This is a genomic window from Aerolutibacter ruishenii (genome assembly GCF_007830115.1).
Classification (GTDB): Bacteria; Pseudomonadota; Gammaproteobacteria; order Xanthomonadales; family Xanthomonadaceae; genus Aerolutibacter; species Aerolutibacter ruishenii.
The window spans coordinates 132,087-153,950 of record NZ_VLKP01000002.1 but is presented as its reverse complement, the minus strand read 5'-3'; the positions used below and the strand labels follow the sequence as shown (position 1 = coordinate 153,950).

23 protein-coding genes are annotated in these 21,864 nt (G+C 69.3%); 7 read left to right on the top strand and 16 right to left on the bottom strand.

Annotated elements, in window-relative coordinates; genetic code table 11:
• Positions 1-244: 244 nt before the first annotated feature.
• Entirely contained in the window at positions 245-1,429 is a 1,185-nt protein-coding gene (locus IP93_RS03005; RefSeq protein ID WP_144811816.1) for a class I SAM-dependent rRNA methyltransferase, read from the top strand.
• A 72-nt stretch (positions 1,430-1,501) separates the two neighbouring features.
• On the opposite strand, the gene IP93_RS03000 is transcribed toward IP93_RS03005, so the two are convergent.
• Entirely contained in the window at positions 1,502-1,849 is a 348-nt protein-coding gene (locus IP93_RS03000; protein ID WP_144811813.1) for a GFA family protein, read from the bottom strand.
• A 277-nt stretch (positions 1,850-2,126) separates the two neighbouring features.
• Here IP93_RS03000 and IP93_RS02990 point away from each other — a divergent pair, with 277 nt between their 5' ends.
• The gene (locus tag IP93_RS02990) at positions 2,127-3,563 is read left to right on the top strand and encodes a DNA recombination protein RmuC (protein ID WP_144811811.1); all 1,437 of its coding nucleotides are present in this window, start codon (positions 2,127-2,129) and stop codon (positions 3,561-3,563) included.
• A gap of 41 nt (positions 3,564-3,604) precedes the next feature.
• Here the strand turns inward: IP93_RS02990 and IP93_RS02985 are convergent, their stop codons facing one another.
• The 6 genes from IP93_RS02985 to IP93_RS02960 all read right to left on the bottom strand — a co-directional run bounded on the left by IP93_RS02985 (position 3,605) and on the right by IP93_RS02960 (position 7,939).
• Complete coding sequence (locus IP93_RS02985; protein ID WP_144811808.1) at positions 3,605-4,681, bottom strand: MlaA family lipoprotein; 1,077 nt, start codon at positions 4,679-4,681, stop codon at positions 3,605-3,607.
• Between the two features lie 74 nt (positions 4,682-4,755).
• Positions 4,756-5,064 carry an STAS domain-containing protein gene (locus IP93_RS02980; RefSeq protein ID WP_144811806.1) on the bottom strand — a complete coding sequence of 103 codons (309 nt, stop codon included), beginning with the start codon at positions 5,062-5,064 and terminating at the stop codon, positions 4,756-4,758.
• 2 nt (positions 5,065-5,066) lie between these two features.
• Positions 5,067-5,723 (bottom strand): MlaC/ttg2D family ABC transporter substrate-binding protein, encoded by a 657-nt coding sequence (locus IP93_RS02975; protein WP_144811803.1) that lies wholly within the window; start codon positions 5,721-5,723, stop codon positions 5,067-5,069.
• Positions 5,724-5,729: 6 nt separating this feature from the next.
• Complete coding sequence (mlaD, locus tag IP93_RS02970; RefSeq protein ID WP_144811800.1) at positions 5,730-6,281, bottom strand: outer membrane lipid asymmetry maintenance protein MlaD; 552 nt, start codon at positions 6,279-6,281, stop codon at positions 5,730-5,732.
• A 58-nt stretch (positions 6,282-6,339) separates the two neighbouring features.
• Positions 6,340-7,089 carry an MlaE family lipid ABC transporter permease subunit gene (locus tag IP93_RS02965; protein ID WP_144811798.1) on the bottom strand — a complete coding sequence of 250 codons (750 nt, stop codon included), beginning with the start codon at positions 7,087-7,089 and terminating at the stop codon, positions 6,340-6,342.
• 61 nt (positions 7,090-7,150) lie between these two features.
• Positions 7,151-7,939: an ABC transporter ATP-binding protein gene (locus IP93_RS02960; protein WP_144811795.1), complete on the bottom strand. Its 789-nt coding sequence runs from the start codon at positions 7,937-7,939 to the stop codon at positions 7,151-7,153.
• Between the two features lie 263 nt (positions 7,940-8,202).
• Between IP93_RS02960 and rpmH the strand changes: the two genes are divergently transcribed.
• From rpmH to IP93_RS02935, 5 genes are all read left to right on the top strand, one after another.
• The gene (rpmH, locus tag IP93_RS02955) at positions 8,203-8,343 is read left to right on the top strand and encodes a 50S ribosomal protein L34 (protein WP_144811792.1); all 141 of its coding nucleotides are present in this window, start codon (positions 8,203-8,205) and stop codon (positions 8,341-8,343) included.
• Between the two features lie 43 nt (positions 8,344-8,386).
• Positions 8,387-8,884 carry a ribonuclease P protein component gene (gene rnpA, locus IP93_RS02950; protein WP_144811789.1) on the top strand — a complete coding sequence of 166 codons (498 nt, stop codon included), beginning with the start codon at positions 8,387-8,389 and terminating at the stop codon, positions 8,882-8,884.
• Between the two features lie 26 nt (positions 8,885-8,910).
• Positions 8,911-10,626, top strand: coding sequence for a membrane protein insertase YidC (gene yidC / locus IP93_RS02945; protein ID WP_144811786.1), 1,716 nt, complete (start codon positions 8,911-8,913; stop codon positions 10,624-10,626).
• Positions 10,627-10,882: 256 nt separating this feature from the next.
• Positions 10,883-12,232: a tRNA uridine-5-carboxymethylaminomethyl(34) synthesis GTPase MnmE gene (gene mnmE / locus IP93_RS02940; RefSeq protein WP_144811784.1), complete on the top strand. Its 1,350-nt coding sequence runs from the start codon at positions 10,883-10,885 to the stop codon at positions 12,230-12,232.
• Positions 12,233-12,401: 169 nt separating this feature from the next.
• Positions 12,402-13,439 carry an energy transducer TonB gene (locus tag IP93_RS02935; protein WP_144811781.1) on the top strand — a complete coding sequence of 346 codons (1,038 nt, stop codon included), beginning with the start codon at positions 12,402-12,404 and terminating at the stop codon, positions 13,437-13,439.
• A 75-nt stretch (positions 13,440-13,514) separates the two neighbouring features.
• Here IP93_RS02935 and IP93_RS02930 read toward each other — a convergent pair whose 3' ends face one another.
• The 9 genes from IP93_RS02930 to IP93_RS02890 all read right to left on the bottom strand — a co-directional run bounded on the left by IP93_RS02930 (position 13,515) and on the right by IP93_RS02890 (position 21,809).
• Positions 13,515-14,717 (bottom strand): ABC transporter permease, encoded by a 1,203-nt coding sequence (locus tag IP93_RS02930; protein ID WP_144811778.1) that lies wholly within the window; start codon positions 14,715-14,717, stop codon positions 13,515-13,517.
• Positions 14,714-15,460, bottom strand: coding sequence for an ABC transporter ATP-binding protein (locus IP93_RS02925; RefSeq protein WP_144811776.1), 747 nt, complete (start codon positions 15,458-15,460; stop codon positions 14,714-14,716). Before IP93_RS02925 ends, IP93_RS02930 begins: the two co-directional genes overlap by 4 nt.
• A gap of 19 nt (positions 15,461-15,479) precedes the next feature.
• Entirely contained in the window at positions 15,480-17,006 is a 1,527-nt protein-coding gene (locus IP93_RS02920; protein ID WP_144811773.1) for an alpha/beta hydrolase, read from the bottom strand.
• A gap of 170 nt (positions 17,007-17,176) precedes the next feature.
• Positions 17,177-17,374: a helix-turn-helix transcriptional regulator gene (locus IP93_RS02915; RefSeq protein ID WP_144811772.1), complete on the bottom strand. Its 198-nt coding sequence runs from the start codon at positions 17,372-17,374 to the stop codon at positions 17,177-17,179.
• Positions 17,371-17,799, bottom strand: coding sequence for a hypothetical protein (locus IP93_RS02910; protein WP_144811769.1), 429 nt, complete (start codon positions 17,797-17,799; stop codon positions 17,371-17,373). The genes IP93_RS02915 and IP93_RS02910 overlap by 4 nt, the downstream gene beginning before the upstream one ends.
• 186 nt (positions 17,800-17,985) lie before the next feature.
• A complete protein-coding gene (locus tag IP93_RS02905) occupies positions 17,986-18,750 on the bottom strand; it encodes a ferredoxin--NADP reductase (RefSeq protein WP_277874009.1) in 765 nt (254 codons plus the stop codon).
• A 121-nt stretch (positions 18,751-18,871) separates the two neighbouring features.
• Positions 18,872-20,581: a cbb3-type cytochrome c oxidase subunit I gene (locus IP93_RS02900; protein ID WP_242006712.1), complete on the bottom strand. Its 1,710-nt coding sequence runs from the start codon at positions 20,579-20,581 to the stop codon at positions 18,872-18,874.
• Entirely contained in the window at positions 20,578-21,543 is a 966-nt protein-coding gene (locus tag IP93_RS02895; protein WP_144811766.1) for a c-type cytochrome, read from the bottom strand. The genes IP93_RS02900 and IP93_RS02895 overlap by 4 nt, the downstream gene beginning before the upstream one ends.
• Complete coding sequence (locus tag IP93_RS02890; protein WP_199747072.1) at positions 21,540-21,809, bottom strand: hypothetical protein; 270 nt, start codon at positions 21,807-21,809, stop codon at positions 21,540-21,542. The genes IP93_RS02895 and IP93_RS02890 overlap by 4 nt, the downstream gene beginning before the upstream one ends.
• Positions 21,810-21,864 lie beyond the last annotated feature (55 nt).

The window sequence follows — 21,864 nt, the reverse complement described above, 5'->3', positions numbered from 1 at the left end:
CACGGCGGAGGACGGATGGACGCACCTTCGCCGTGGACGGCGAAGGTCTTGCTCGCAACCCGGACCTGAAACGGCACGCACGGGGCGCTGCCAGGCGGGTTGCCGACGGACCGGAGCGGTTGCCTTGGGCTAGGCTCGGAATGACGGTCGCGGCGTGAGGGAGCTACTCCCCTTCGAACGCATAGCTTAGAGCACCACCCGTTGCGCGGCAATGAAGGCGACGGCGGGTCGGTACAATGGGCGGATGAACCGCGACCCCAGCACCGAGATCCCCACCGTCCGCCTCAAGAACGCGTGGAAATCCACCCATCCGTGGATTTTCCAGCGCCTGGTCGACAAGCCCGCGCAGCGCCCCAAACCCGGCGCCATCGTCGACGTGCTGGGCGTGGACGGCGACTGGATCGGCCGCGGTTTCTACAACGGCCACTCACGCATCGCCGTGCGCATCCTCGAGACCGACCGCAACATCCCGGTCGATGCGGCGTGGTTCGCGCGCAGGATCGCCGAGGCGGTGTCGCTGCGCCGCGACGTGCTGCGCCTGGACGAGGTCACCGACGCCTGGCGCGTGGTGCACAGCGAGGGCGACGGCCTGTCCGGGCTGGTGGTGGACCGCTACGGCGATCTGCTGGTGGTGGAGTTCTTCAGCGCCGGGATGTTCCGCCACCGCGAGTGGATCTTCGACGCGTTGCGCGCGCAGTTCCCCGGCTGCCGCTTCTACAGCTTCGCCGAGGAGCACGTGCAGAAGCAGGAGTCGTTCGACTACCGTGGCAGCGATCCGGTGCCGCCGGCGACCATCACCGAGTACGGGGTGAAATTCCGCGCCGACCCGGCGGGCGCGCACAAGACCGGGTTCTTCGCCGACCAGCGCGAGAACCGCGAATGGCTGTCGCGCCAGGTGGCGGGCAAGCGCGTGCTCGACCTGTGCTGCAACACCGGCGGCTTCGGCGTGTACGCCAAGGCCAAGGGCGGTGCGGAAGAAGTGGTCGGGATCGACATCGACCAGGACGTGATCGACATCGCGCGCGGCAACGCCAAGCTCAACGGCGCGCAGGTGAAGTTCGTGCAGGCCGACATCTTCCCGTGGCTGCGCGATGCGGGGAACCGCGGCGACTTTTTCGACGTGGTCATCCTCGACCCGGCCAAGATGACCCGCGACCGCGAGCAGGTGATCCCGGCGCTGAAGAAGTACCTGGACATGAACAAGCTGGCGCTGAGCGTGGTCAAGCCCGGTGGTCTGTTCGCCACGTTCTCGTGCACCGGGCTGGTCAGCGAGGACCAGTTCCTCGACATGCTGCGCCGCGCCGCGTTCTATTCCGGGCGCACGGTGCAGGTGCTGAAGGTGGCCGGCGCCGGCGCCGACCACCCGTGGCTGGCACAGGTGCCGGAGTCGCGCTACCTGAAGGCGGTGTTCTGCCGCGTGCTGGACTGATCAGCCCCGTCACCCGCCCGCACGGGTCGCGTGTCGACACCGTGCGGGAACCCGGCGCAGTATCGAATTCGGCTACTTCGAACGCCCGTCGTAGTGCTGCACCGGGATGGCCTCGAGGTCGATGTCCTCCAGGCAGCGGATGTTGATCGCGGCCATCGCGTTGCCCTTGGGGTCGGTGGCCTCGGCGAACGGGTGGATGCCGCAGGTCGGGCAGAAGCGGTGCCGGATCACGTGCCTGTTGAAGGTGTAGGTCGCCAGCGCGTCCTCGCCGGCGGTGACCCGCAGCTGCGCGCGCGGCACGAACCACAGCAGCGAGCCCTTGCGCTGGCAGATCGAGCAGTTGCACGCGAGAGCACCGGCGATGTCACCATCGACCTCGAACTTCACCTGCCCGCAGTGACAGCTTCCCGTGTGGGTCATGGCGGGCTTCCTCCAGGGTGGGTGGATGTGCCGACGATACTCCTTGCCAGCGCCGGCGGCGTCGCCACGGCCTGCAACCGGATGCCGACCGCGCATCGCCCACCGCCCACCGCCCACTGGCCACCGCCCACCGCCCACCGCCCACCGCCCACCGCCCACCGCCCACCGCCCACCGCCCACTGGCAGGCGGCCGCCGTCCCACAGGCCATCCCGGCCAGCGCGAGTCGCGATCGCCGCCAATCTCAACCCCCGTGACGCGGGCCGCTACACTGGCGCCATGCCTGAGTCCTCCGTGTTGCTGCTGTTGCTGCTGGTCGCCGTTGCCGTGGCGATCGTCCTGCTGGTCTTGCTGCTGCTGCGCAAGCCGGAGGCCGCGCTGGCCGATCTGCGCGAACGGCTGGAAGCGACGCTGCGCGACGAACAGCGCGGCGGCCGCGGCGAACTGCGCGAGCAGCTGGACAGCCTGTCCACGCAGCAGGCGCAGCGCATCGAAGGCTTCGGCGCGCGCCTGACCGATTTCACCGGCCGCACCGACACCCGCCTGACCGAGCTCAGCACCCGTACCGACGCACGCCTGGACGTACTGCGCGAGGCACTGGTCGACGACGCACTCAAAGCGCGCACCGCGGCCATCGAGGACGCGCACCGCTTCCGTATCGAGGTCGCCGAACAGCAGCAGCGCCACGCCGAGTCGCTGTCGCAGCGCCTGCAGGAGCTGACCCAGCGCAACGAACTGCGCATCGGCGAGATGCGCGCCACGCTGGAACAGAAGCTGCGCGAGCTGCAGACCGACAACGCGGCCAAGCTGGAACAGATGCGCGCCACCGTGGACGAGAAGCTGCACGCCACGCTGGAGACGCGCCTGGGCGAGTCGTTCCGGCTGGTGTCCGAGCGCCTGGAGCAGGTGCAGCGCGGCCTGGGCGAAATGCAGCAGCTGGCCACCGGCGTGGGCGACCTCAAGCGCGTGCTGACCAACGTCAAGACCCGCGGCACCTTCGGCGAAGTGCAGCTGGGCGCGCTGCTGGAGCAGGTGCTGACCATCGAACAGTACGACAGCAACGTCGCCACCGTGCCCGGCAGCAGCGAACGCGTGGAATTCGCCGTGCGCCTGCCGGGCACCACCGCCGACCAGCCGGTGCGCCTGCCGATCGACGCCAAGTTCCCGCGCGAGGACTACGAGCGCCTGCTGGATGCGCAGGACCGCGCCGACAGCGATGCGGTCAACGTCGCCGCCGCCGCGCTCGAACGCCGCCTGCGTGACGAGGCGAAGAAGATCCGGGAGAAGTACCTGGCGCCGCCGCACACCACCGACTTCGCCCTGTTGTTCCTGCCCACCGAAGGCCTGTACGCCGAGGCGCTGCGCCGGCCGGGCCTGTTCGACGCGTTGCAGCGCGAGCAGCGCGTGACCCTGGTCGGCCCGACCACGCTGCTGGCGTTGCTCAACTCGTTGCAGATGGGCTTCCGCACGCTGGCCATCGAACAGCGCTCCAGCGAGGTCTGGCAGCTGCTGGGTGCGGTCAAGACCGAGTTCGGCAAGTTCGGCGTGGTGCTGGAGAAGACCCGCAACCAGCTCGATACGGTGCGCAACAGCATCGAGGCCGCCGGCGTGCGCACCCGGGCCATCGAGCGCAAGCTGCGCGGCGTCGAGTCACTGGCGGGCGAAGACAGCCAGCGCCTGCTGGGCGAAGCGCTGGACGTGGCCGACGAGGACTGAGGTTGGGATTGTGGCGGCACGGCGTGCGTGCCGCGCCGTGCTCAGTTGTTGCCGGTGGACGGGGTTACCGGGATCGCGTCGATCGGCACCAGCGGGTTGTTCTCTTCCTTGAGGTAGTCCGGCAGTGTCTGGTCGCTGTCGAGCTGGCGATCGCCGAAGATCTGGTAGTCGCGGCGCTGCATCCACGCATCGCGCACCAGCGTGTAGTCATCCTCGGCGCCTTCGCGCAGGCTGTCGATGGCCAGCAGCTGCGCGCGCACGTCGACCAGCTGCAGGCCCTGCAGGCCCACGCGCACCTTGTCTTCCTCGATCTGCCGCACCGGGCTCAACGGCGCGTCGGCCGCCATGCCGAAAGTGTCGCGCAGCGTGCGCGGCCCGAACAGTGGCAGCTCCACGTAGCGCGAGCGCTTCCAGCCCCACACGCCCAGGGTCTGGCCGAAGTCCTCGCGGCGGTTGTCGAGCTTGGCGTCGCTGGCCGGATCGAAGAGGCCGGCGATACCCAGCGTGGAATTGACCACGAAGCGGCCCAGCGAATGCGCAGCCTGCCTCGGCTTGCCCTGCAGCAGCGCATTGACCGCCGACACCGGCTGCCCGAGGTTGTTGAAGAAGTTGGTCACGCCCAGCCTCACCGGCCGCGGCACGGCGCGCACGTAGGCGCGCGCCAGCGGCCGCGCTACCGTACGGTCGACCGCGTTGTTGAAGCGGTGCATGGGGCGGTTGTAGCGCTCCCACGGGTCGTACGCGACGCCCACGTTGGCCGCAGGGGGCAGGGTGGGATCGGCGACCGGGTTGTAGGGCTCGCCGTTGCCGTACAGCGCATCGAAGTCGCGCTCGGCGTTGGTGCGCGCGTCGGTGCCGGTAGGCGGTGCCGTAGCCGGATCCTGGGTCGTGGCCGCATCGGTCGGCGTCGCTGCAGCGACCGGGGTACCGCCGGTCGCGTCCACCGGTGCCGGCACGGGTGCATTCGTGGCGGGCGGAGCCTCCGCCACCTCGACCGCCAGCGCCTCGACGGCGGCCGGCGCGGCCGGTTCAGCGCCCTGCGCCGCAGCCTGGGCGAAGGCGTGGGGGGCAGTGGCCAGCAGGCCGGCCAGGGCAAGGGCGAGTCCGTGTGCGCGCATCGTGTCAGTGTAGTCGCTGGGGTGGCCGGCCGGTGTGTTCTTCTGCCACCGCCACCGGAATGCTGTGTGCGAATTCAGCGCGCAAACGCCAGCGCGTCGTCCAGGCGGTAGGCATCGCGCAGTTCCGGCAGGCCTTCGGGCAGGCCCACTACGGTGGCGCCCCCGGTGCGTGCCGCCAGCTCGGCGAGCAGCGCCAGGCCGGCGCTGTCGACACTGCGCACACCGGCCAGGTCCAGCCGGTGCACGCCGGCCAGCTGTGGCAGCGCCTGCCGCCACAACCCTGCCACCGCATCGCGCGCCAGCACGCCATTGAACACCAGCGCCTCGCCGTCGCGGCGCAACGACGCGACGACGCTGCCCGCCTGGCCGGTGGTGACAGCCATGCTCAGTTGGCCGTGGCCTGCAGGCGGCCGGCCTTGATGTCGGCGGCCACCTGCACGATCGGCTTGCGCTTGAGCGGCGCGTCGAACTGGTTGCGGAAGGTCTGCACGAAGCTGACGCCTTCCACCATCACGTCGAACGCCTTCCACTGCGAGCCGACCTTGCGCATCAGGTAATCCACCGGTACCGGCTCGGCGCCCTGGCGCAGGTATTCGCTGGAGACCTTGACGATGGCGCCGTTGCGCAACGGAGTCTCGGACTTCACCCGCACCTTCAGCTTGGCGTTGAGGTCCAGCAGCGACGAGCCGTAGCGCTGCATCAGGCTGTCGGCCAGTGCGTCGGCGAATACGTTGATGTCGGCCTCGGAGGCGCCGCGGCCGTGCACGCCCAGCACCAGGCGGGCGGCGTAGTCGCGGTCGAACAGCGCGTCGAACTCGCTGGCCACGAACGCGCGCAACGCGGCGCGGTCCTTGGTGAACTCGCCGCGGCGGGCCTCCAGCGTGGTCAGGATGCGGGTGCTGTTGGTCAGCACCAGCTGGCTCGGGGTGCCGGCCTTGGCCGCCGTGGCGGCTGGAGCGGCCTTGGCCTGCGCGAGCACCGTGGCCGGGGCCGCGGTCAGCAGCGCCGAGGCAATGACGATCGTGAGGAAGGATCGCTTCATGGCGGATTATTCCTTGGGGGTCGGGGTGTCTTCCTGCAGGTAGTCCGGCACGTCACCGGCACCCTCGGTCGATTGCGCGGCATTGTCGCCGGCCTTGGCTCCACCGCCGCTGAACATGTATTTGCCCACCAGCTGGATCAGGTCCACCGCGGCCTGGGTCATGTAGATCTCGTCGCCGGGCTTGAGCGTCTCCGGGTCGCCGCCCGGCGCCAGGTTGATGTAGCTCTCGCCCAGCAGGCCGCTGGTCAGGATGCTGGCGGCGGTGTCGGCCGGCAGGTCCTTGTACCGGTTGTCGATCGACAGGGTCACCACCGAATCGAACTTGACCGGGTCCAGCTCGATCTTCGCCACCTGGCCGATGGCCACGCCGCCGATCTTGATCGGGGCGTTGGGGCGCAGCGCGCCGATGGTGCTGAAGCGGGCCTTCAGCGGGTAGTTGTCGCTGCCGAAGCCCCACTGGCCGTTGGTGGAGGCCACCGCCAGCACCAGCAGCGAGGCCAGGGCCAGCAGCAGGAAGGCGCCGACGGCGAATTCGATACGAGGACTGCGTGAGCTCATGGGTGGATCACCTGGCAGGCGCGCATCGCAGTACGCGCACGGGTAGGAAACGGACGGGTCATTGGAACAGCAGCGCCGACATGACGAAGTTGAGCATCAGCACCAGCAGCGAGGCGTTGACCACCGCACGGGTGGTCGCCACCGAGGTGCCTTCGATGGTCGGCTCGGCATGGAAGCCGACGAAGGCCGCGGTCAACGCCGCGGTGGCGCCGAACACCGCCGACTTGAGCAGCGAGACCAGGAAATCATCGACGAAGTCGACATTGTCCTTCAGCGCCGGCCAGAAGTAGCCCGCGTCCAGCCCGATCACGTGCACCGCCTCCAGGTAGCTGGCGGCGATGGCGAAGCTGCAGAAGAAGCCGGTCAGCAACGGCACGCTCAGCACCGCCGCCCAGAAGCGCGGCGCCACCGCCTTGCCCACCGGGTCGATCGCCATCAGCTCCAGCGCGGTGATCTGGTCGGTGGCGCGCATCAGCCCCAGTTCGGCGGCGATGGAGCTGCCGGCGCGGCCGATGAACAGCAGCGCGGTCAGCACCGGGCCCAGCTCGCGGTACAGCGACAGGCCCAGCAGGGTGGACAGGGAATTGCTGGCGCCGAAGGTGGCGAGCGTGCGGTAGCCCTGCAAGGTCAGGACAAGGCCGACGAATGCGCCGCCAACGGCGATGATCGGCAGCGAACGTGCGCCGATCTTATAGATCTCGCGGGTCAGCTCGCGCCAGAAGTCGAGGCTCGGCCTGGACGCGCGGAACACCGACAGGGTGAACAGCCCGGCCTGGCCCAGCGAGCGGGTCGCGGTGGCAAACGGCATCAGCAGCCCTCCGGGGCGTGGCGGGTCGCCGGGCGTGGGCCCGCGGCGGAATGGGCGGCGGTCATGCGGCCTCCGGGGTGCGCGGGGCCGCGTCGAAGGCGATCGGGCCGTCCGGCTCGCCGCGCAGGAACTGGCGCACGAGCGGATCGTCGCTGGTCTCCAGCTCGGCAGGGGTGCCTGAGAAGACGATGCCGCCATTGGCCATCACGATGGCATGGTCGGCCACCGGCAGGGTCTCGTGCACGTGGTGGGTGACCACGATGCTGGTCAGGCCCAGGGTGTCGTTGAGCCGGCGCACCAGGTCCATGACCACGCCGCTGGCGATCGGGTCCAGCCCGGTCAGCGGCTCGTCGTAGATCATCAGTGGCGGGTCCAGCGCCAACGCGCGCGCCAGCGCCACGCGCCGCGCCATGCCGCCGGACAGTTCGCGCGGGTAGGCGTCGGCGGCCGCCTGCAAACCGACCGCGTGCAACTTCATCAGCACCAGCCGGCGGATCACCGGCTCGGGCAGGTCGGTGTGGGTGCGCAGCGGCAGGCCGACGTTCTCGGCCGCGGTCAGGTCGGTCAGCAGGCCGTTGCCCTGCAGCAGCACGCCCAGGCTGCGGCGCAGCACCAGCAGTTCGCGGTGGCCGCGCGGCACCTGGCGGCCCAGCACTTCGACCGTGCCGGCGGCCGGCTCCAATTGTCCGGTCAGCGCCGACAGCAGGGTCGACTTGCCGCAGCCCGAAGGGCCCAGCACCGCCACCACGCGTCCGCGCGGGACGTCGAGGTTGATGTCGCGCAGGATCACCCGTCCGCCGCGTTCGAGGCGGACGTCGCGCAGGCGGACGATGGGCTGGACGTCGGTCATGCGGTCTCTGGCAAAGGGCGGGCGAACCCGGATGGCAAGGGCGTGCTGCGGGACAAAACCCGTGCAGCTTGGCCATGGCCAGCTGAACAGGACACGAAAGGGCTATCATTGTCGCAGGCCACCGGCCGGCGTGCGCGCCGCGGTGGCCAATCCGGGGCGACGGTCACCCTTGGCCCCTGCGTGTGCGTGGCTGCCCAGTTGACCGCGCAGGGGTCTCGCGCTACCATCCCAAGTCTTTTCCCGCATAAACGCAGAGCCGGACCATGGCCACCAAGCGCACCTACCAGCCCAGCAACCTCAAGCGCGCCCGCGACCACGGCTTCCGTGCCCGCATGGCGACCGCCGACGGCCGCAAGGTCCTCGCCCGCCGTCGCGCCAAGGGCCGCAAGCGTCTCTGCGCCTGAGCGCAGACTGACTCCGGCCGCCCCGCGTGGCCGTAGACGCCCGATGGCGCTGAACCGCTACCCGCGCACCGCGCGGGTCCGCGCGCGTTCCGACTTCGACCGCATCTTCAAGCACGGCCGGCGCGTGGCGCTGCCCGTGCTTGCGCTGCATTGGCAGGGCGCGCCCGCGTCGGCCGGTGCGGGCGGGGATGACGAATCCGCCCCGACACCGCCTGCCGGCCCGCCGCGGCTGGGTCTGGCGGTCTCGCGCAAGGTCGATCCGCGCGCGGTCGGTCGCAACCGCATCAAGCGCATCCTGCGCGACACCTTCCGCCTGCAGCGGGCCCGGCTCGCCGCGGGCGACTACGTCGTGGTCGCGCGCCCGGGTGCTTCGCGCTGCAGCGGCGAGGAGCTGCGCAGCGCCTTCCTCGGCCTGCTCAAGCGGGCCGGCGCCTTGCGTCCGGCCGAAGCGGCCGCATCTCGGGGCAGTGGTGAATTGCCCCTGACTTCCGCGCCCGGCACAATGCCGGCCGCTTCCCCGTCCACCGATCCCGCGCCCTGAGCGGCGCCGGCCGAGCCTTCCTGCCCATGAACCAGACCCGCACCTTCCTGATCTTCGCCTGGCTGATGGTGGCTGCGCTGCTGTGGATGGAGTGGGGCAAGGAGCAGGCCGCACCGGCGACTCCAGCCGCTGCGGCGCCGGTGGCAAGTGCACCCGCCGTGCCCACCGCGGCCGCGCCGGGCAGCGTACCCAGTGCTGTCCAGGGTGCGCTACCGGGCGTGCCGGCCGCGGCCCCGCTGGCCACCGTGGGCGCCACCCCGGCCGCTGCGCAGGCCACGACCGTTACCGTGACCACCGACGTACTCAAGGTGGTGCTCGATGGCGGCGAGATGCGCGAGGCCGACCTGCTGGCCTATCCGCAGACCGGTGCCGCCGGCAGCCCGCCGGTGCGCCTGTTCGCGCAGGACGCGGCCAACTATTTCGTCGCCCAGAGCGGCTGGGTCAGCCAGGGCGGCGCCGCGCCGACCCACCAGTCCGGGTTCGTGCCGGAAGGCGGCCAGACCACCTTCGCCCTGCCGGCCGGTGCCGACAGCGTGACCGTGCCGTTCACCTGGACCGGCCCCAATGGCGTGAGCATCCGCCGCACCTACACCTTCACGCGCGGCCAGTACGTGGTCGCCGTGCGCGACGAGGTCGTCAACGCTGGCACCGCGCCGTGGCAGGGCTTCGTCTACCGCCAGCTGGCGCGCGTGCCGCGTGCGCTGGTCAAGTCCGGACCCATGAGCGCCGAGCAGTACAGCTTCCAGGGTGCGGCGTGGTACAGCAGCACCGACAAGTACGAGAAGCGCAAGTTCGATGACTTCGTCGACGATGGCCCGCTCAACAAGCAGGTCACCGGCGGCTGGATCGGCATGCTGCAGCACCACTTCTTCGCCGCATGGGTACCGGGCGAAAAGGATGTCGGCACCTTCTCGCTCGCCACCCCCACCGGCACCGGTGGCACCCAGTACCTGATCCGCGAAGTCGGCCCCGGCGTGAGCGTGGCCCCGGGCACCAAGGCCGCCACCGAGGCGCGCCTGTGGGTCGGCCCGAAGCTGGTCAAGCAGATCGAGGCGTCGAACGTGCCGGGCCTGGAGCGCGCGGTCGACTTCAGCAGCTACAGCATCATGGCCACCATCGCCGGCTGGCTGTTCTGGGTGCTGGAGAAGATCCACGGCCTGATCGGCAACTGGGGCTGGTCGATCGTCGGCCTGGTGGTGGTGCTCAAGCTGCTGATGTACCCGCTGTCCGCCGCGCAGTACAAGTCGATGGCCAAGATGCGCAAGTTCCAGCCGCGCATCGCCCAGCTCAAGGAGCGCTACGGCGACGACAAGCAGAAGTTCCAGATGGCGATGATGGAGCTGTACAAGAAGGAGAAGATCAACCCGATGGGCGGTTGCTTCCCGATCCTGCTGCAGATGCCGGTGTTCCTGGCCCTGTACTGGATGCTGTCGGAATCGGTGGAACTGCGCCACGCGCCGTGGATGGGCTGGATCCAGGACCTGACCGCGCGCGATCCGTACTTCGTGCTGCCGGTGCTGAACATGGCGGTGATGTGGGCCACGCAGAAGCTCACGCCGGTGACGCCGGGCATGGACCCGATGCAGCAGAAGATGATGCAGTACATGCCGCTGGTGTTCGGCGTGATGTTCGCCTTCTTCCCGGCCGGCCTGGTGCTGTACTGGATCACCAACGGCGCGCTGGGCCTGCTGCAGCAGTGGTGGATGACCAAGAAGTACGCCGAGGCGCCGGCGAAGGCGTAAGCCCGCGACGCCTCGCCCCGATGAAGCCCGCCGCTTGGCGGGCTTTGTTTTTGGACGTCCGACAATGTCGAGCGCCGGCTTTCCTGCAACACACCTCAAGGTTGGGCAAGGAGGGGAGTGTGGCCGTGCGTTGCGCAGAAGCGCGCCATGGATGGCGCGCGGCCCGACTCGCGGCAGGATGCCGCGATGGAGGGACGGAGCAATGCATGGCCGCACTCCCCTCCGTCCGGCCCGTCAAAAATGCGACGATTCCCCAATGAACACTGCCGCTGACATCCGCGACACGATCGCCGCCGTTGCCACCGCGCCAGGGGCCGGCGGCGTGGGCATCGTGCGCCTGTCGGGCCCGCGCGCGCGCGCCATCGCCGAGGCCATCAGCGGCCGTGCCCTGCGCGTGCGCCATGCACACCACGTGCGCTTCCGCGACGCCGATGGCGCCACGCTGGATGACGGCATCGCGCTGTACTTCGCCGCGCCGGCCAGCTACACCGGTGAGGACGTGGTCGAACTGCAGGCCCACGGCAGTCCCGCGGTGCTGGAGGCGCTGGTGGCGCGTTGCTGCGCGCTGGGCGCGCGTCGCGCGCGACCGGGTGAGTTCAGCGAGCGCGCGTTTCTCGAAGGCCGTCTGGACCTCGCGCAGGCCGAGGCGGTGGCCGACCTGATCGCCGCGGCCGACCTGACCGCGGCGCGCGCCGCGCGGCGTGCGCTGGACGGCGAGTTTTCGCGCCGGGTCGAGGCACTCGCCGATGGCCTGCTGCGCACCCGCGTGCACGTGGAAGCGGCGATCGATTTCGCCGACGAACCCATCGACACCCTGGGTGGCGCGGCGCTGCGTGCGCAGCTGGCGGCGCTGGCGCTGGACCTGGATGCCCTGCTGCGGACCACGGAACGCGGTCGTCGGCTGCGCGACGGCCTGCACGCGGTGATCGTCGGCCCGCCCAACGCCGGCAAGAGTTCGCTGCTCAATGCGCTGGCCGGCGCCGAACGGGCGATCGTGACCGACATCGCCGGCACCACCCGCGACCTGCTGCACGAGGTGGTGCGCGTGGACGGCGTGGAACTGGGCCTGGTGGATACCGCGGGCCTGCGCGAGGGCGGCGACGCCGTCGAGCAGGAGGGCATGCGCCGGGCGCGGGCGGAACTGGGGCGCGCCGACCTGGCCATCGTGGTGGTCGATGCGCGTGACCCGGATGCCGGGCGCGCTGTGGTCGAGGACGCCTTGGCGGGCGTGCCGGAGGTGCTGTGGGTGCATAACAAGGCCGACCTGCTGGACGAACCGCACGCGCAGGCCAATGCCACGGTTCGGGTTTCCGCCCGGACCGGAACCGGCCTGGACGACCTGCACGCGCGGCTGCGCGCGCTGGCGCTGGGCCACGCCGCGGACGGTGCCGAGGGCACCTTCACCGCGCGCGCGCGCCACGTGGAGGCGCTGCAGCGGGCCCGGCATGAACTGGCCGAAGCGCGCCTGCAGCTGGAACACGAAATGCTGGACCTGGCCGCCGAGGCGTTGCGCCTGGCGCATGAGGCGCTGGGCGAGATCACCGGGCGGGTGCGGGCGGACGACCTGTTGGGGCACATCTTCTCCAGCTTCTGCATCGGCAAATAACCTGGCCGCCCACGGCCCCGGGTCACTCACGAAATCGTGACGCATGTCGCAAAACATGTGTTGGCTGACGGTGGTGGACGAGCGCGGTGGCGCTTGACAAATATCCTCTGCTAGAGCGTCCTAGTACGCGTACGCTTCCAACTGCGTACTTCTGGGGAGAGTTTCCGCAATGACCGACAACACACTGGCCCGGCCCGTGCGCCGCTGGCCGTCCATCGATCGAACCGTCCTGGTCCTGGGCTTGGCCCTGGCGCTGGCGGCATGCGGCAAGAAGGAAGAGGCGCCCGCCGCCGCGCCTGCCGCCGAACAGGCCGCCGCGGCGGTAACACCGCAGACGGCTGTCTCCTCCAAGGTCTCGGCCATGAGCGTGGACGCGCTCCGCGAGGCGGCGAGCAAGGCCTATACCGAGAACCGCCTGTATGCCCCGGCCGAGGACAATGCCGTGGAGTACTACCTGGCGCTGCGCGACAAGCTGCCCGGCGATGCCGCGGTGTCCAGCGCGCTGGTCGACCTGTTGCCGATGACCGTGATCGCGATCGAGCAGAGCGTGAACCGCGAGGACTTCGCCGAGGCCCAGCGCCTGGCGGCCCTGCTGGAGAAGGCGGATGCCAGCCATCCCGCGCTCACTCGCCTGAAGGAGAGCATCACCGCCCGGCAGGCGGAGGCCGCCAAGCGCACCGAACAGCAGGCACTGACCGCCGAAGAACAGGCCAGGAAGCAGGCCGAGCTGGAAAAGCAGCGCCTGGCCGACCAGAAGAAGCAGCAGGAAGACGCGGCGAAGAAGCTGGCCACGCAGCAGGTCGCCGATCGTGAGGCCGCGCAGAAGCGTGAAGCCGACCAGCGTGCCGCCGAACAGCGCGCCAGCGAGCAGCGCGAAGCCGAACAGCGCGCCGCCCAGCAGCGTGCCGCGCAGCAGGCCGCGGCCACGTCGTCCGCCGCGTCGTCGGCGAGCAGCGAACTGCGTGCCCTGTCCACGCCGGCACCGCGCTTCCCGCCGGAAGCGCTGCGCTCGGGCCAGTCGGGCGAGGTGCAGGTGGAATTCACCGTGGGCACCGACGGCACCGTGACCGCCGCACGCGTGGTGCGCGCCAATCCGCCGCGCATCTTCGACCGCGAAGCGGTCAACGCCGTGCGCAAGTGGCGCTTCCAGCCGGTCGCGGCGCCGGTGACCACGCGCCGCACGATCGGGTTCGATCCGGGGCAGTAAGCCAAGGCGTCGAAAGCGTAAACAAAGAAGCCCGGCGATGCCGGGCTTCTTCTTTGCCACGCCGGAGCTCGGGACTCAGCCCGAAATCGCCAACCGCTCCTGCTGGTAGCGGCGCACGGCGGCGAGCCACAGCACGCCGGCGAGGCCGAAGCTCGCGGCCAGGTACAGGCCCCAGATCTGCGGCTGGATCACCTCGCCACGCGCGATCTTGAGGATCATCTGGTTCTGCGCGAGGAACGGCACCACGTACTGCCACAGCTGCTGCTTGATCGGGTTCACCATCAGCGCGATCGACGGGATCATCGGCAGCAGCATCAGCCAGGTCATGTGGCTCTGGGCTTCCTTCATGCTCTTCGCGCTCGCGGCCAGGTAGGTCAGCAGCGAGGTGCCGATGAAGACCATCGGCAGCAGCACCAGCAACAGCATGACGATGGTGCGGGTGCTGACGTCGATGACCATGCCGGCGCCCGGTGCCAGCATCGCCAGCGCCTTGAACGTCAACAGCATCAGCAGCAGCGAGGTCATGCCCAGCGCGCACGCGGCGGCGATCTTGCCACTGACCACGGCGTTGCGCGGGGCCGGGGTGGCCAGCAGCGGTTCCAGCGACTGGCGCTCGCGCTCGCCGGCCGTGGCGTCCAGGATCAGGTACACGCCACCGAGGAACGACGACAGGATCAGCAGGTACGGCAGCATCAGCGCAGCCAGCTGCCCGCGCTTGGCCGCCGCCGACGCCATGTCGCGCACGCCCACGCTCAGCGGGCGCACCACGCCGGGGTCGATGCCGCGGGCCATCAGGCGCAACGTGCCCATCTGGTCACGGTAGCCTTCGAGCGCGTTCCTGACCCGGGCCATCGGGACTTCGGTGGCCCGGCTCGTGGTGTCGGCGACGATGTCGATGGAGGCGGCGCGGCCCTCGCGCCAATGCTGGGCGAAATCCTTGTCCAACTCCAGCGCCACGTCGACTTCCTGGCGGGCGATCGCGCCGTCCAGGTCCTTGGGCGCGGCCACTGCCTTGATCCCGCGGGTGGCCAGGTACGCGACCAGGTTGGGGGCGCGCTCGATGCCGACCACCGGCACCTCCAGCACCTTGTCGAGCTCGGTCTTGGCGCGGTTCTCGCCCAACTTGCCGATGCCCATGAACAGGATCGGGGTAAGCAGCGGGGTCAGTACCAGCACCATCATCATCGTGCGGCGGTCGCGCATGACCTCGCGCAGTTCCTTGCGCATCACCGCGAACATCGATTGGAAGAACGCGGTCTTCGAAAGCGGGGTCTTCATGCGTGCAGGCCCTCCTCCGAGCCGATGGCCTTGACGAAGGCGTCTTCCAGGTTGTTCTCGCCGGTCTGTGCACGCAGCTCGTCGGCGGTGCCGGCGGCGACCACGCGGCCCTTGGCGATGATGACGATGCGGTCACACAGCGCCGCCACCTCCTGCATGATGTGGCTGGAGAAGATCACGCAGCGGCCTTCGGCCCGCAGCTGTTGCAGGAAACCGCGCATGGCGCGGGTGGTCATCACGTCCAGGCCGTTGGTCGGCTCGTCGAGGATCACGTTGCGCGGGTCATGCACCAGCGCGCGGGCGATGGCGGTCTTGGTGCGCTGGCCCTGCGAGAAGCCTTCGGTCTGGCGGTCGAGGATGTCGCCCATGTCCAGCGCCTGGGCCAGCACGTCGGTGCGGCGGACGATGTCGGCGGTGGACATGCCGTGCAGTTCGCCGAAGTAGGCGATGTTCTCGCGCGCGGTCAGGCGCTTGTACACGCCGCGCGCATCGGGCAGCACGCCCAGCGCGCGGCGCACCGCGGCCGGATCCTTGGCCGCGTCGATGCCGTCGACGGTGACGTTGCCGCGGTCGGGCGCCATCAGCGTGTACAGCATGCGCAGGGTGGTGGTCTTGCCGGCGCCGTTGGGGCCGAGCAGGCCGGTGATCTGGCCGTCGTGGGCCTGGAAGGAGACGCCCTCGACCGCCTGCACCGTGCCGGTCTTGGTCTTGAACGCCTTGTGCAGATCGTTTGCGATGATCATGGAATCGGTCCTTGCGCGCTCAGGGTTCCCAGCCGTTGAAGCTGGTGAACGGCGGGGTGTAGGTCAGGCTGTCGAGGCACTGGGTGTCCAGCGCCTTGGGGTCGGCGCTCTCGATGAACTGGCTCAGCAGCTTGGGCATGCAGCCGGTGCCCATCGTGCCGTGCGCCTGGCCACGCAACACCAGGTGGCGGGCGTTGCCCAGGCCCTTGGCCACTTCGTCGGCATACGCCGGCGGGGTGACCGGGTCCAGTTCGCCGGACAGCAACAGGGTCGGCAGCGACGACTTGAACGGTGCGTGGAAGTCGGCCGGCACCTCGCCCTTGGTCCAGGTCGCGCAGGCCGCGAAGAACAGCTTGCCCATGCCGCCGCCGAACACGGTGGCGTCGTCGGCCGGATCGGCCCGGTAGCGCGGTGCATCCTCGGCGCATACCACTGACCACTGCATGCCTCGGTTCATTTGCCCGCCGACCTGCCCGGACCAGATCCGGGCGATGGCCATCAACGATTCGTAGCGGCCCTGTTCGGCCTCGCTCACCACCAGCGGCAGCATCGCCGCGACCTGCGGCATGTATGACACGCCCTGTGCCAGGCCAGCGACCAGGTCCCCGGACAGCGTGTCGCGCCTGGGTTCGTTGGTGGTGGGGTCGCGGTAGGCGACCTCGACCGGTGCGGCGTTGAGCTTGTCCTTGAGCGCCTTGAGCCGCGCGACCAGATCGCCGCCCAGGCGTTGCTGGCATTGCGGCAGCTTGGCGCATTGCGCCTGCTGCAGTTGCAGCGCGCGTTCCAGGGTGCGCGCGAACTCGCCGCCGACGACCAGCCGGTTGGGTGCCACGCCGTCGATCACCACGGTACGGGTGTGTGCGGGATGGCGCATGGCGTACTGCTGCGCCACCCGGGTGCCGTAGGAGCCGCCGACGAGGTTGATCTTGTCCACGCCCATCGCCGCACGCAGCGCCTCGAGGTCGGCGATGGCGTGGGTGGTGGTGTAGAAGCGCGGATCGGCGCGCCCCGCGAGCGAGGCCAGGCACTGGCGGGCGAACCCGGCCAGCTCCGCATCGGTCGGGGTACGGGTGGCGTCCAGTTCCAGCGGCGCGCCCTTGGCGTCCTTGCAGTCCAACGGGTTGGAATCGCCGGTGCCTCGCTGGTCGACGAGGATCAGGTCGCGCTGCTTGCGCACCTCGCGCAGGGCGGCGTTCACCACCGGCGCCAGCCGCGTGGCCGCCTGGCCCGGTCCACCGGCGAGGAAGAACACCGGATCGGGCTGCGCGTCGCCCTTGCCGGTGGCCGGCAGCCGCGCGAGGTTGAGCTTGATCCGGCGGCCCTGCGGCTGGGCGGGATTCTCGGCGACCTCGAACTGGCCGCACTGTGCTTCCACCGTGGGCAGGCCATTGTCGCCACCCAGCACGCAGGGCTGCAGGGTGACCTGGCCCAGGTGGTGGACGGCGGTGTCGGCGGTGGCGGCCGTTGGCGCCGTGTCGCCGGTGGGCTGGCAGGCGGCCAGCAGCAGGGCCGCGCCCAGCGCGGTCCCGGTCAGTCGTGCGTTCATGGCGTTCCCGTTGGCTGCGGACAGCGACCGAGCATCGCAGGCGACCTCGTGGTTCCGAACGTGAGAAAAGTCAGGTAGGGGGGTGGCGCCGGTAGCCGGTAAAGGGTGGCGGAACATGGGCAGCTGCGTCTCCTTGCGCTTTCGGTGATGCGGTTGGCGAGCCGGACGGCTCAGTCGGAATCGGGAAGGAAGATGTCTTCGATGCGGCGCTCGAACAGGCGGGCAATGCGGAACGCCAGAGGTAGCGACGGGTCGTACCTGCCGGTTTCCAGCGCGTTGATCGTCTGCCGCGAGACGTCGAGGCGTTCGGCCAGTTCGCCCTGCGACCAGCCGCGCTGGTCGCGCAGTTCGCGCAGGTGGTTGTTCATTGGTAGCGGCGGTGCAGCAGGGAACGGATCACGGCGTAACTGCCCAGCAGCAGCACACCGAGCACCGCCATCGCGCGCGGTGCCGGCCAGGCCAGGACGCGCGCATCGAGCAGGAACAGGCAGGCCAGCACACCGTGCAGGGTGATGCCGGCGGCCCAGGCCAGCGCGTCGAGCTCGATGCGCCGTTCCAGTTCGTCGCATTCGCGCAGGAAGCGCAGGTAGGCGACGAACAGCCAGGCCAAGGCGAGCACGGGCGCGAGGGCGAAGGCGGTGCGCGCCACTGGGGTGAGGCCCGGATGCCGCGCGGCCCCTTCGTGCGCGAAGGTCAGGGCGAGGAACAGCACGCCCGGCAGCATGGAGGCGCGGTAGTAGCGTCGCAGGGCAGGGCTCAGGCCCGTCCAGTAGCGGTGTACCGGCCCCGTCACCGGTACCGCCTCGCGGCCACGATCTTGGCCAGGGCAGCCGGGTGCCGCCGATAGCCGGCGTTGATCCACGATGGGGAAACGGACATGCGGCACAGTTCCTGTAAAGTTTCCTTTACAGACGGTATGCCATCGCTTGTGGTGGTGTCAAGCGTCCTTTACAGGGCGGCTTGGGCCCTTGGCAGCGACCTACTTGCTGCTGACGTACTTCTCGCGGCGGATCTGCGGCACGCCCAGGCCAAAGCCCTTCAACGCCTCGAAACACGCATCGACCATGTTCGGGTTGCCGCACAGGTAGGCGATGTCGGTGGCCGCCTGCGGGGCGAACTCGGGCAGGGCGTCCTGCACGTAACCTTGACGCACGTCGGGATGGGCATGCGCCGAGCCTTCGGCCGGCATTTCGCGCGAGAAGCACGGCACGAAGCGGAAGCCCGGATGGGTGTTGGCGAAGGCGCGGAACTCGTCGCCGTACAGCAGCTCGGCCGGCGTGCGCGCACCCAGCAGCAGCACTACTTCCACACCGCGCTGGCGCATCAGCGTCTCCAGCTGCGGCAGCATCGAACGGTAGGGGGTGACGCCGGTGCCGGTGGCGATCAGCAGGTAGCGGCGGTTGCTGTCGGCGGGCATCAGGCAGAAACGGCCGTACGGTCCGCTGACAGAGAGGGTGCCGCCGACGGGCAGGTCCTGGAACAGCGCCGTGGCCGAGCCACCGTGCACGTAGCTGACCGCGATCTCCACCGCTTCGCCCGGGTCAAGCGTGTGGTCGTGGATGGTGGCCAGCGAGTAGCTGCGCTTGGCCGGCGTGCCGTCGGCGTACTCGAAGTGCACCTGGATGAACTGGCCGGGGATGAAATCCAGCGGCTGGCCGTCGTCGCGCTGGAACACGTAATGGCCCACTGCCGGTGCCAGCATGCGGTGGGAAACGAGCTTGAGCGGGAAATGGGCGGTGGCCACGGCGCCGGGCAATGGCGTGGCGCTGCGTGTGCCACGGAATGCCTATGGTACCGGGATCATGCGCGACGGCGCGTGCTCGCCATGCCGCAAGCGGGAAAGCTGCGGCATGGCGAACGCGTTTTCAGGCCGTGCCCACCTGGGGGAGATCCACGCGCGGGCGGGCGGCGGTGTTGGCGGGGTCCAGCGCCCGCGCCTCCAGCGAGGCCAGGAATCGCCACACGAACAGCAGCGTGATCAGCAGCAGTCCCGGATAACCGATCCACGCCAGGGTGTAGGGCAGGGTCGGATTGCCGGCCTGCACGCTCGGCAGGTTGAAGCTGAGCAGGCCGAGGGTGATGACCGCGCCGAAGACCCACATGCCAAGCAGCCACGTGCCGGCTTCGAAACCGGTCAGGTAGCGGCCCCAGCGCGTGACCGCATGGCCGGCGTCGGCATCATCATGGGCGGGAGCGTTCGTCGTCGACCGGCCTCGCAACCCCAGGGTGATCAGGTCGTAGGCGACGATGCAGGTTCCCGTGGTGAAGACCAGGCCAAACACCAGGACCAGGCCCTTGTAGAACAGGATCGCGGGATACAGGTCGCCACCGAACCAGTCCAGCGCCAGCGTGCGGTTGATGAAGACCTGTGCCGTGCCGCCCATGGCGAAGGCAAACCCGATCCCCAGCATGCCGGTGAACAGCAGCCAGAACCCGAGCTTGCCCAGCCGCTGGTCGTAGGTCGTGATCCCGCGCATCGCCGGCACGGCGTAATAGGCGGCGGCGATGCCGAGCATGCCGAAGGTGCCGAACAGCGCCAGATGGCCGTGCGCCGGGGTGATCCAGGTGCCGTGCGACCACACATTGGTGAGGGCGAAGGTCATGGTGAAGCCGAGGATGCCGGCGCCCACCTGTTCCAGCACCACCGAGCCGAGGATGAAATAGAACGCCGGGGCATTCTTCAGCGGCTTGCGGTCGTGGTGCGCGTCCAGGTAGATGTGCCAGAAACAGAAGATCAGCGGCAGCGGTTCCAGTGCGCTGAACAACGAACCCCAGAACTGCCAGAACTCCGGTGTCCCGATCCAGAAATAATGGTGTGCGTTGCCGATCAGGCCCGACAGCCAGATCAGCGACACCCCCCAGAACACCGCATAGCCCACGCTCTTGATGTTGGCCTCGAACAGCAGCACCAGCAGGAAGCCGACCAGGGTGATGTGGATGACTTCCCACACGCCCTCCACCCAGTAATGGACGACGTACCAGCGGAAGTACTCGCTGACGTCCTGGCGCTCGATGAAGAACATGCCGAACGTCCACACCACGGTCAGCGCGACCACGCCGATCGCCAGCCCCCAGTGGATCTCGTTCCATTCCTTGCGTGGCGGGAAGGTCTTGAGCACCACGAAGGCCAGGATCGAGAAGCCGATCAGGATCACAACGTCGGCACCACGACCGGCTTCCAGGTACTCCAGGCCTTCCTGCAGCCAGGGCTGCCCCATCCACCAGCCGGAAATGCCCTTGGCCGCGAACGACTGGGCGAACACGTTCCAGGCGGTGACCACCACCAGCGCATAGAACAGGAACTTGACCAGCCATGGCGCGTACAACTCGCGCTTGGACAGCAGCGGCCCCACGAACAGGATCGTGCCGATGAAGCCCGACAGGATCCACAGGATGCCGAGGTTCAGGTGCTCGGCGCGGGCAATGTTGAAATTGAGCGTCCCGGCCAGCAGCGCCGGATCGTAATGTTGCAGGGCAAGCAGCAGGCCGAAACCGACCTGGACGAAAAACAGCGCGAGCATGAGCATGAAGAAACGCATGCTCAGGCGCTGGGTCTGGTACTGGATCCGGATCATTGTCCTTCTCCCGGCAGGCTGCGGATGTAGGCGACCATGGCGCTGACCTGGCCTTCGTTGAGCAAGGTGGCGTAGGACGGCATGGTGCCCGCGGCGTACCCGGCCACCAGCTTGGCGTCCGGTGCGCGGATGGATTCCGCGAGGTAGGCGTCATCCGCGACGGCCTTGCTGCCGTCCGCCAACGCCACCTGCGATCCCGCCAGCCCGCCCCAGCCGGGACCGACCACCTTGCTGCTGTCCAGCGCGTGGCATGAGGCGCAGGCGAACTCCTTCACCAGCTGTGCGCCGGCGGCGACCGGGTCGTCGCTGGCGGGAGCCGCCGCTGCTGCCGTGGCTGCGGTTGCCACCGCGGTGTCGGCCGGGGCCCGCCAGGCCAGCGGCGACGCCAGACCGTCCACCTTCGGCTTTGGCGGCCAGCCTTCGGTGTTCATCGCCGAGGCGTACTTCAGGAACGCGATCAGCTGACCGACCTGTTCGGCGGTCAACGGCAGGTTGGGCATGTGCGACACCTGTCCGCCGCGGCGCTGCACGCGTTCGGCGGCGCCGGCATAGCGCTTCAGGTAGTCGTCGAGCCCGCTGGCGCCGGCATCGGCGGCGACATCGGCCTTCTGCAGCTGTACCTGCACGGCCGGTCCGGTCGGCCAGCCGCCGGCGGAGGGCAGGAACGCCTCCAGCCAGGCCGGCCCGGCCTGCGCATACACCCGGGTCAGGTCCGGGCCGAGGTAGGCGCCGTTGCCCAGCAGGGTGTGGCAACCCATGCAGTTGTAGGCCTGGAAGACGCGCTTGCCCTGCACGGCATCGTGGGCGCGGTAGTTCACGGTGGCTGGCGTGACCTGCCCGCGGGAAGCGGTGAATGACACCACCGACAGGGTGATGAAGATGGCCGCCATCATCCCCAGCGCCATCATGGCGGTGCGGCGCTTGCGCCCTTCTTCGCAGGGCTGGCCTGGCGTGCAGGTCATGGTTGCGTCCCCCCGCTGCCGGTGCGGTCGCTGTTCTTCGCGGCCTCCGCGTGCTCCAGCGCATCATGCTCGAACAGCGTATGCGTGGCCTGGAGGAAGACGTAGAACACGTACACCGCCAGCAGGAAGCCACCGACGAAATACACGATCCACGCCAGCCGGGACTCGGCGAAATATTCGAAATCGCGGAAATACGGCCACGACAGCAGCAGTGCCGCGACGCTGGCGATGACGGACAGGGACAAATCGATGGTGCGCTTGCGCATGCCCAAACTCCTCGACGAGGCGCCGGGGCGCCTGTTGTTGGCCTGGATGGCAGAA

Coding starts and splice junctions, on each gene's coding strand:
- IP93_RS02915 (WP_144811772.1), bottom strand. CDS start 17,374: ATGAACAACCACCTGCGCGAACTGCGCGACCAGCGCGGCTGGTCGCAG.
- rnpA (WP_144811789.1), top strand. CDS start 8,387: ATGGCGCTGAACCGCTACCCGCGCACCGCGCGGGTCCGCGCGCGTTCC.
- mlaD (WP_144811800.1), bottom strand. CDS start 6,281: ATGAGCTCACGCAGTCCTCGTATCGAATTCGCCGTCGGCGCCTTCCTG.
- IP93_RS02920 (WP_144811773.1), bottom strand. CDS start 17,006: ATGAACGCACGACTGACCGGGACCGCGCTGGGCGCGGCCCTGCTGCTG.
- mnmE (WP_144811784.1), top strand. CDS start 10,883: ATGAACACTGCCGCTGACATCCGCGACACGATCGCCGCCGTTGCCACC.
- IP93_RS02990 (WP_144811811.1), top strand. CDS start 2,127: ATGCCTGAGTCCTCCGTGTTGCTGCTGTTGCTGCTGGTCGCCGTTGCC.
- IP93_RS03005 (WP_144811816.1), top strand. CDS start 245: ATGAACCGCGACCCCAGCACCGAGATCCCCACCGTCCGCCTCAAGAAC.
- IP93_RS02965 (WP_144811798.1), bottom strand. CDS start 7,089: ATGCCGTTTGCCACCGCGACCCGCTCGCTGGGCCAGGCCGGGCTGTTC.
- IP93_RS02985 (WP_144811808.1), bottom strand. CDS start 4,681: ATGCGCGCACACGGACTCGCCCTTGCCCTGGCCGGCCTGCTGGCCACT.
- IP93_RS02900 (WP_242006712.1), bottom strand. CDS start 20,581: ATGATCCGGATCCAGTACCAGACCCAGCGCCTGAGCATGCGTTTCTTC.
- IP93_RS02930 (WP_144811778.1), bottom strand. CDS start 14,717: ATGAAGACCCCGCTTTCGAAGACCGCGTTCTTCCAATCGATGTTCGCG.
- IP93_RS03000 (WP_144811813.1), bottom strand. CDS start 1,849: ATGACCCACACGGGAAGCTGTCACTGCGGGCAGGTGAAGTTCGAGGTC.
- IP93_RS02960 (WP_144811795.1), bottom strand. CDS start 7,939: ATGACCGACGTCCAGCCCATCGTCCGCCTGCGCGACGTCCGCCTCGAA.
- IP93_RS02935 (WP_144811781.1), top strand. CDS start 12,402: ATGACCGACAACACACTGGCCCGGCCCGTGCGCCGCTGGCCGTCCATC.
- IP93_RS02980 (WP_144811806.1), bottom strand. CDS start 5,064: ATGGCTGTCACCACCGGCCAGGCGGGCAGCGTCGTCGCGTCGTTGCGC.
- yidC (WP_144811786.1), top strand. CDS start 8,911: ATGAACCAGACCCGCACCTTCCTGATCTTCGCCTGGCTGATGGTGGCT.
- rpmH (WP_144811792.1), top strand. CDS start 8,203: ATGGCCACCAAGCGCACCTACCAGCCCAGCAACCTCAAGCGCGCCCGC.
- IP93_RS02895 (WP_144811766.1), bottom strand. CDS start 21,543: ATGACCTGCACGCCAGGCCAGCCCTGCGAAGAAGGGCGCAAGCGCCGC.
- IP93_RS02975 (WP_144811803.1), bottom strand. CDS start 5,723: ATGAAGCGATCCTTCCTCACGATCGTCATTGCCTCGGCGCTGCTGACC.
- IP93_RS02890 (WP_199747072.1), bottom strand. CDS start 21,809: ATGCGCAAGCGCACCATCGATTTGTCCCTGTCCGTCATCGCCAGCGTC.
- IP93_RS02925 (WP_144811776.1), bottom strand. CDS start 15,460: ATGATCATCGCAAACGATCTGCACAAGGCGTTCAAGACCAAGACCGGC.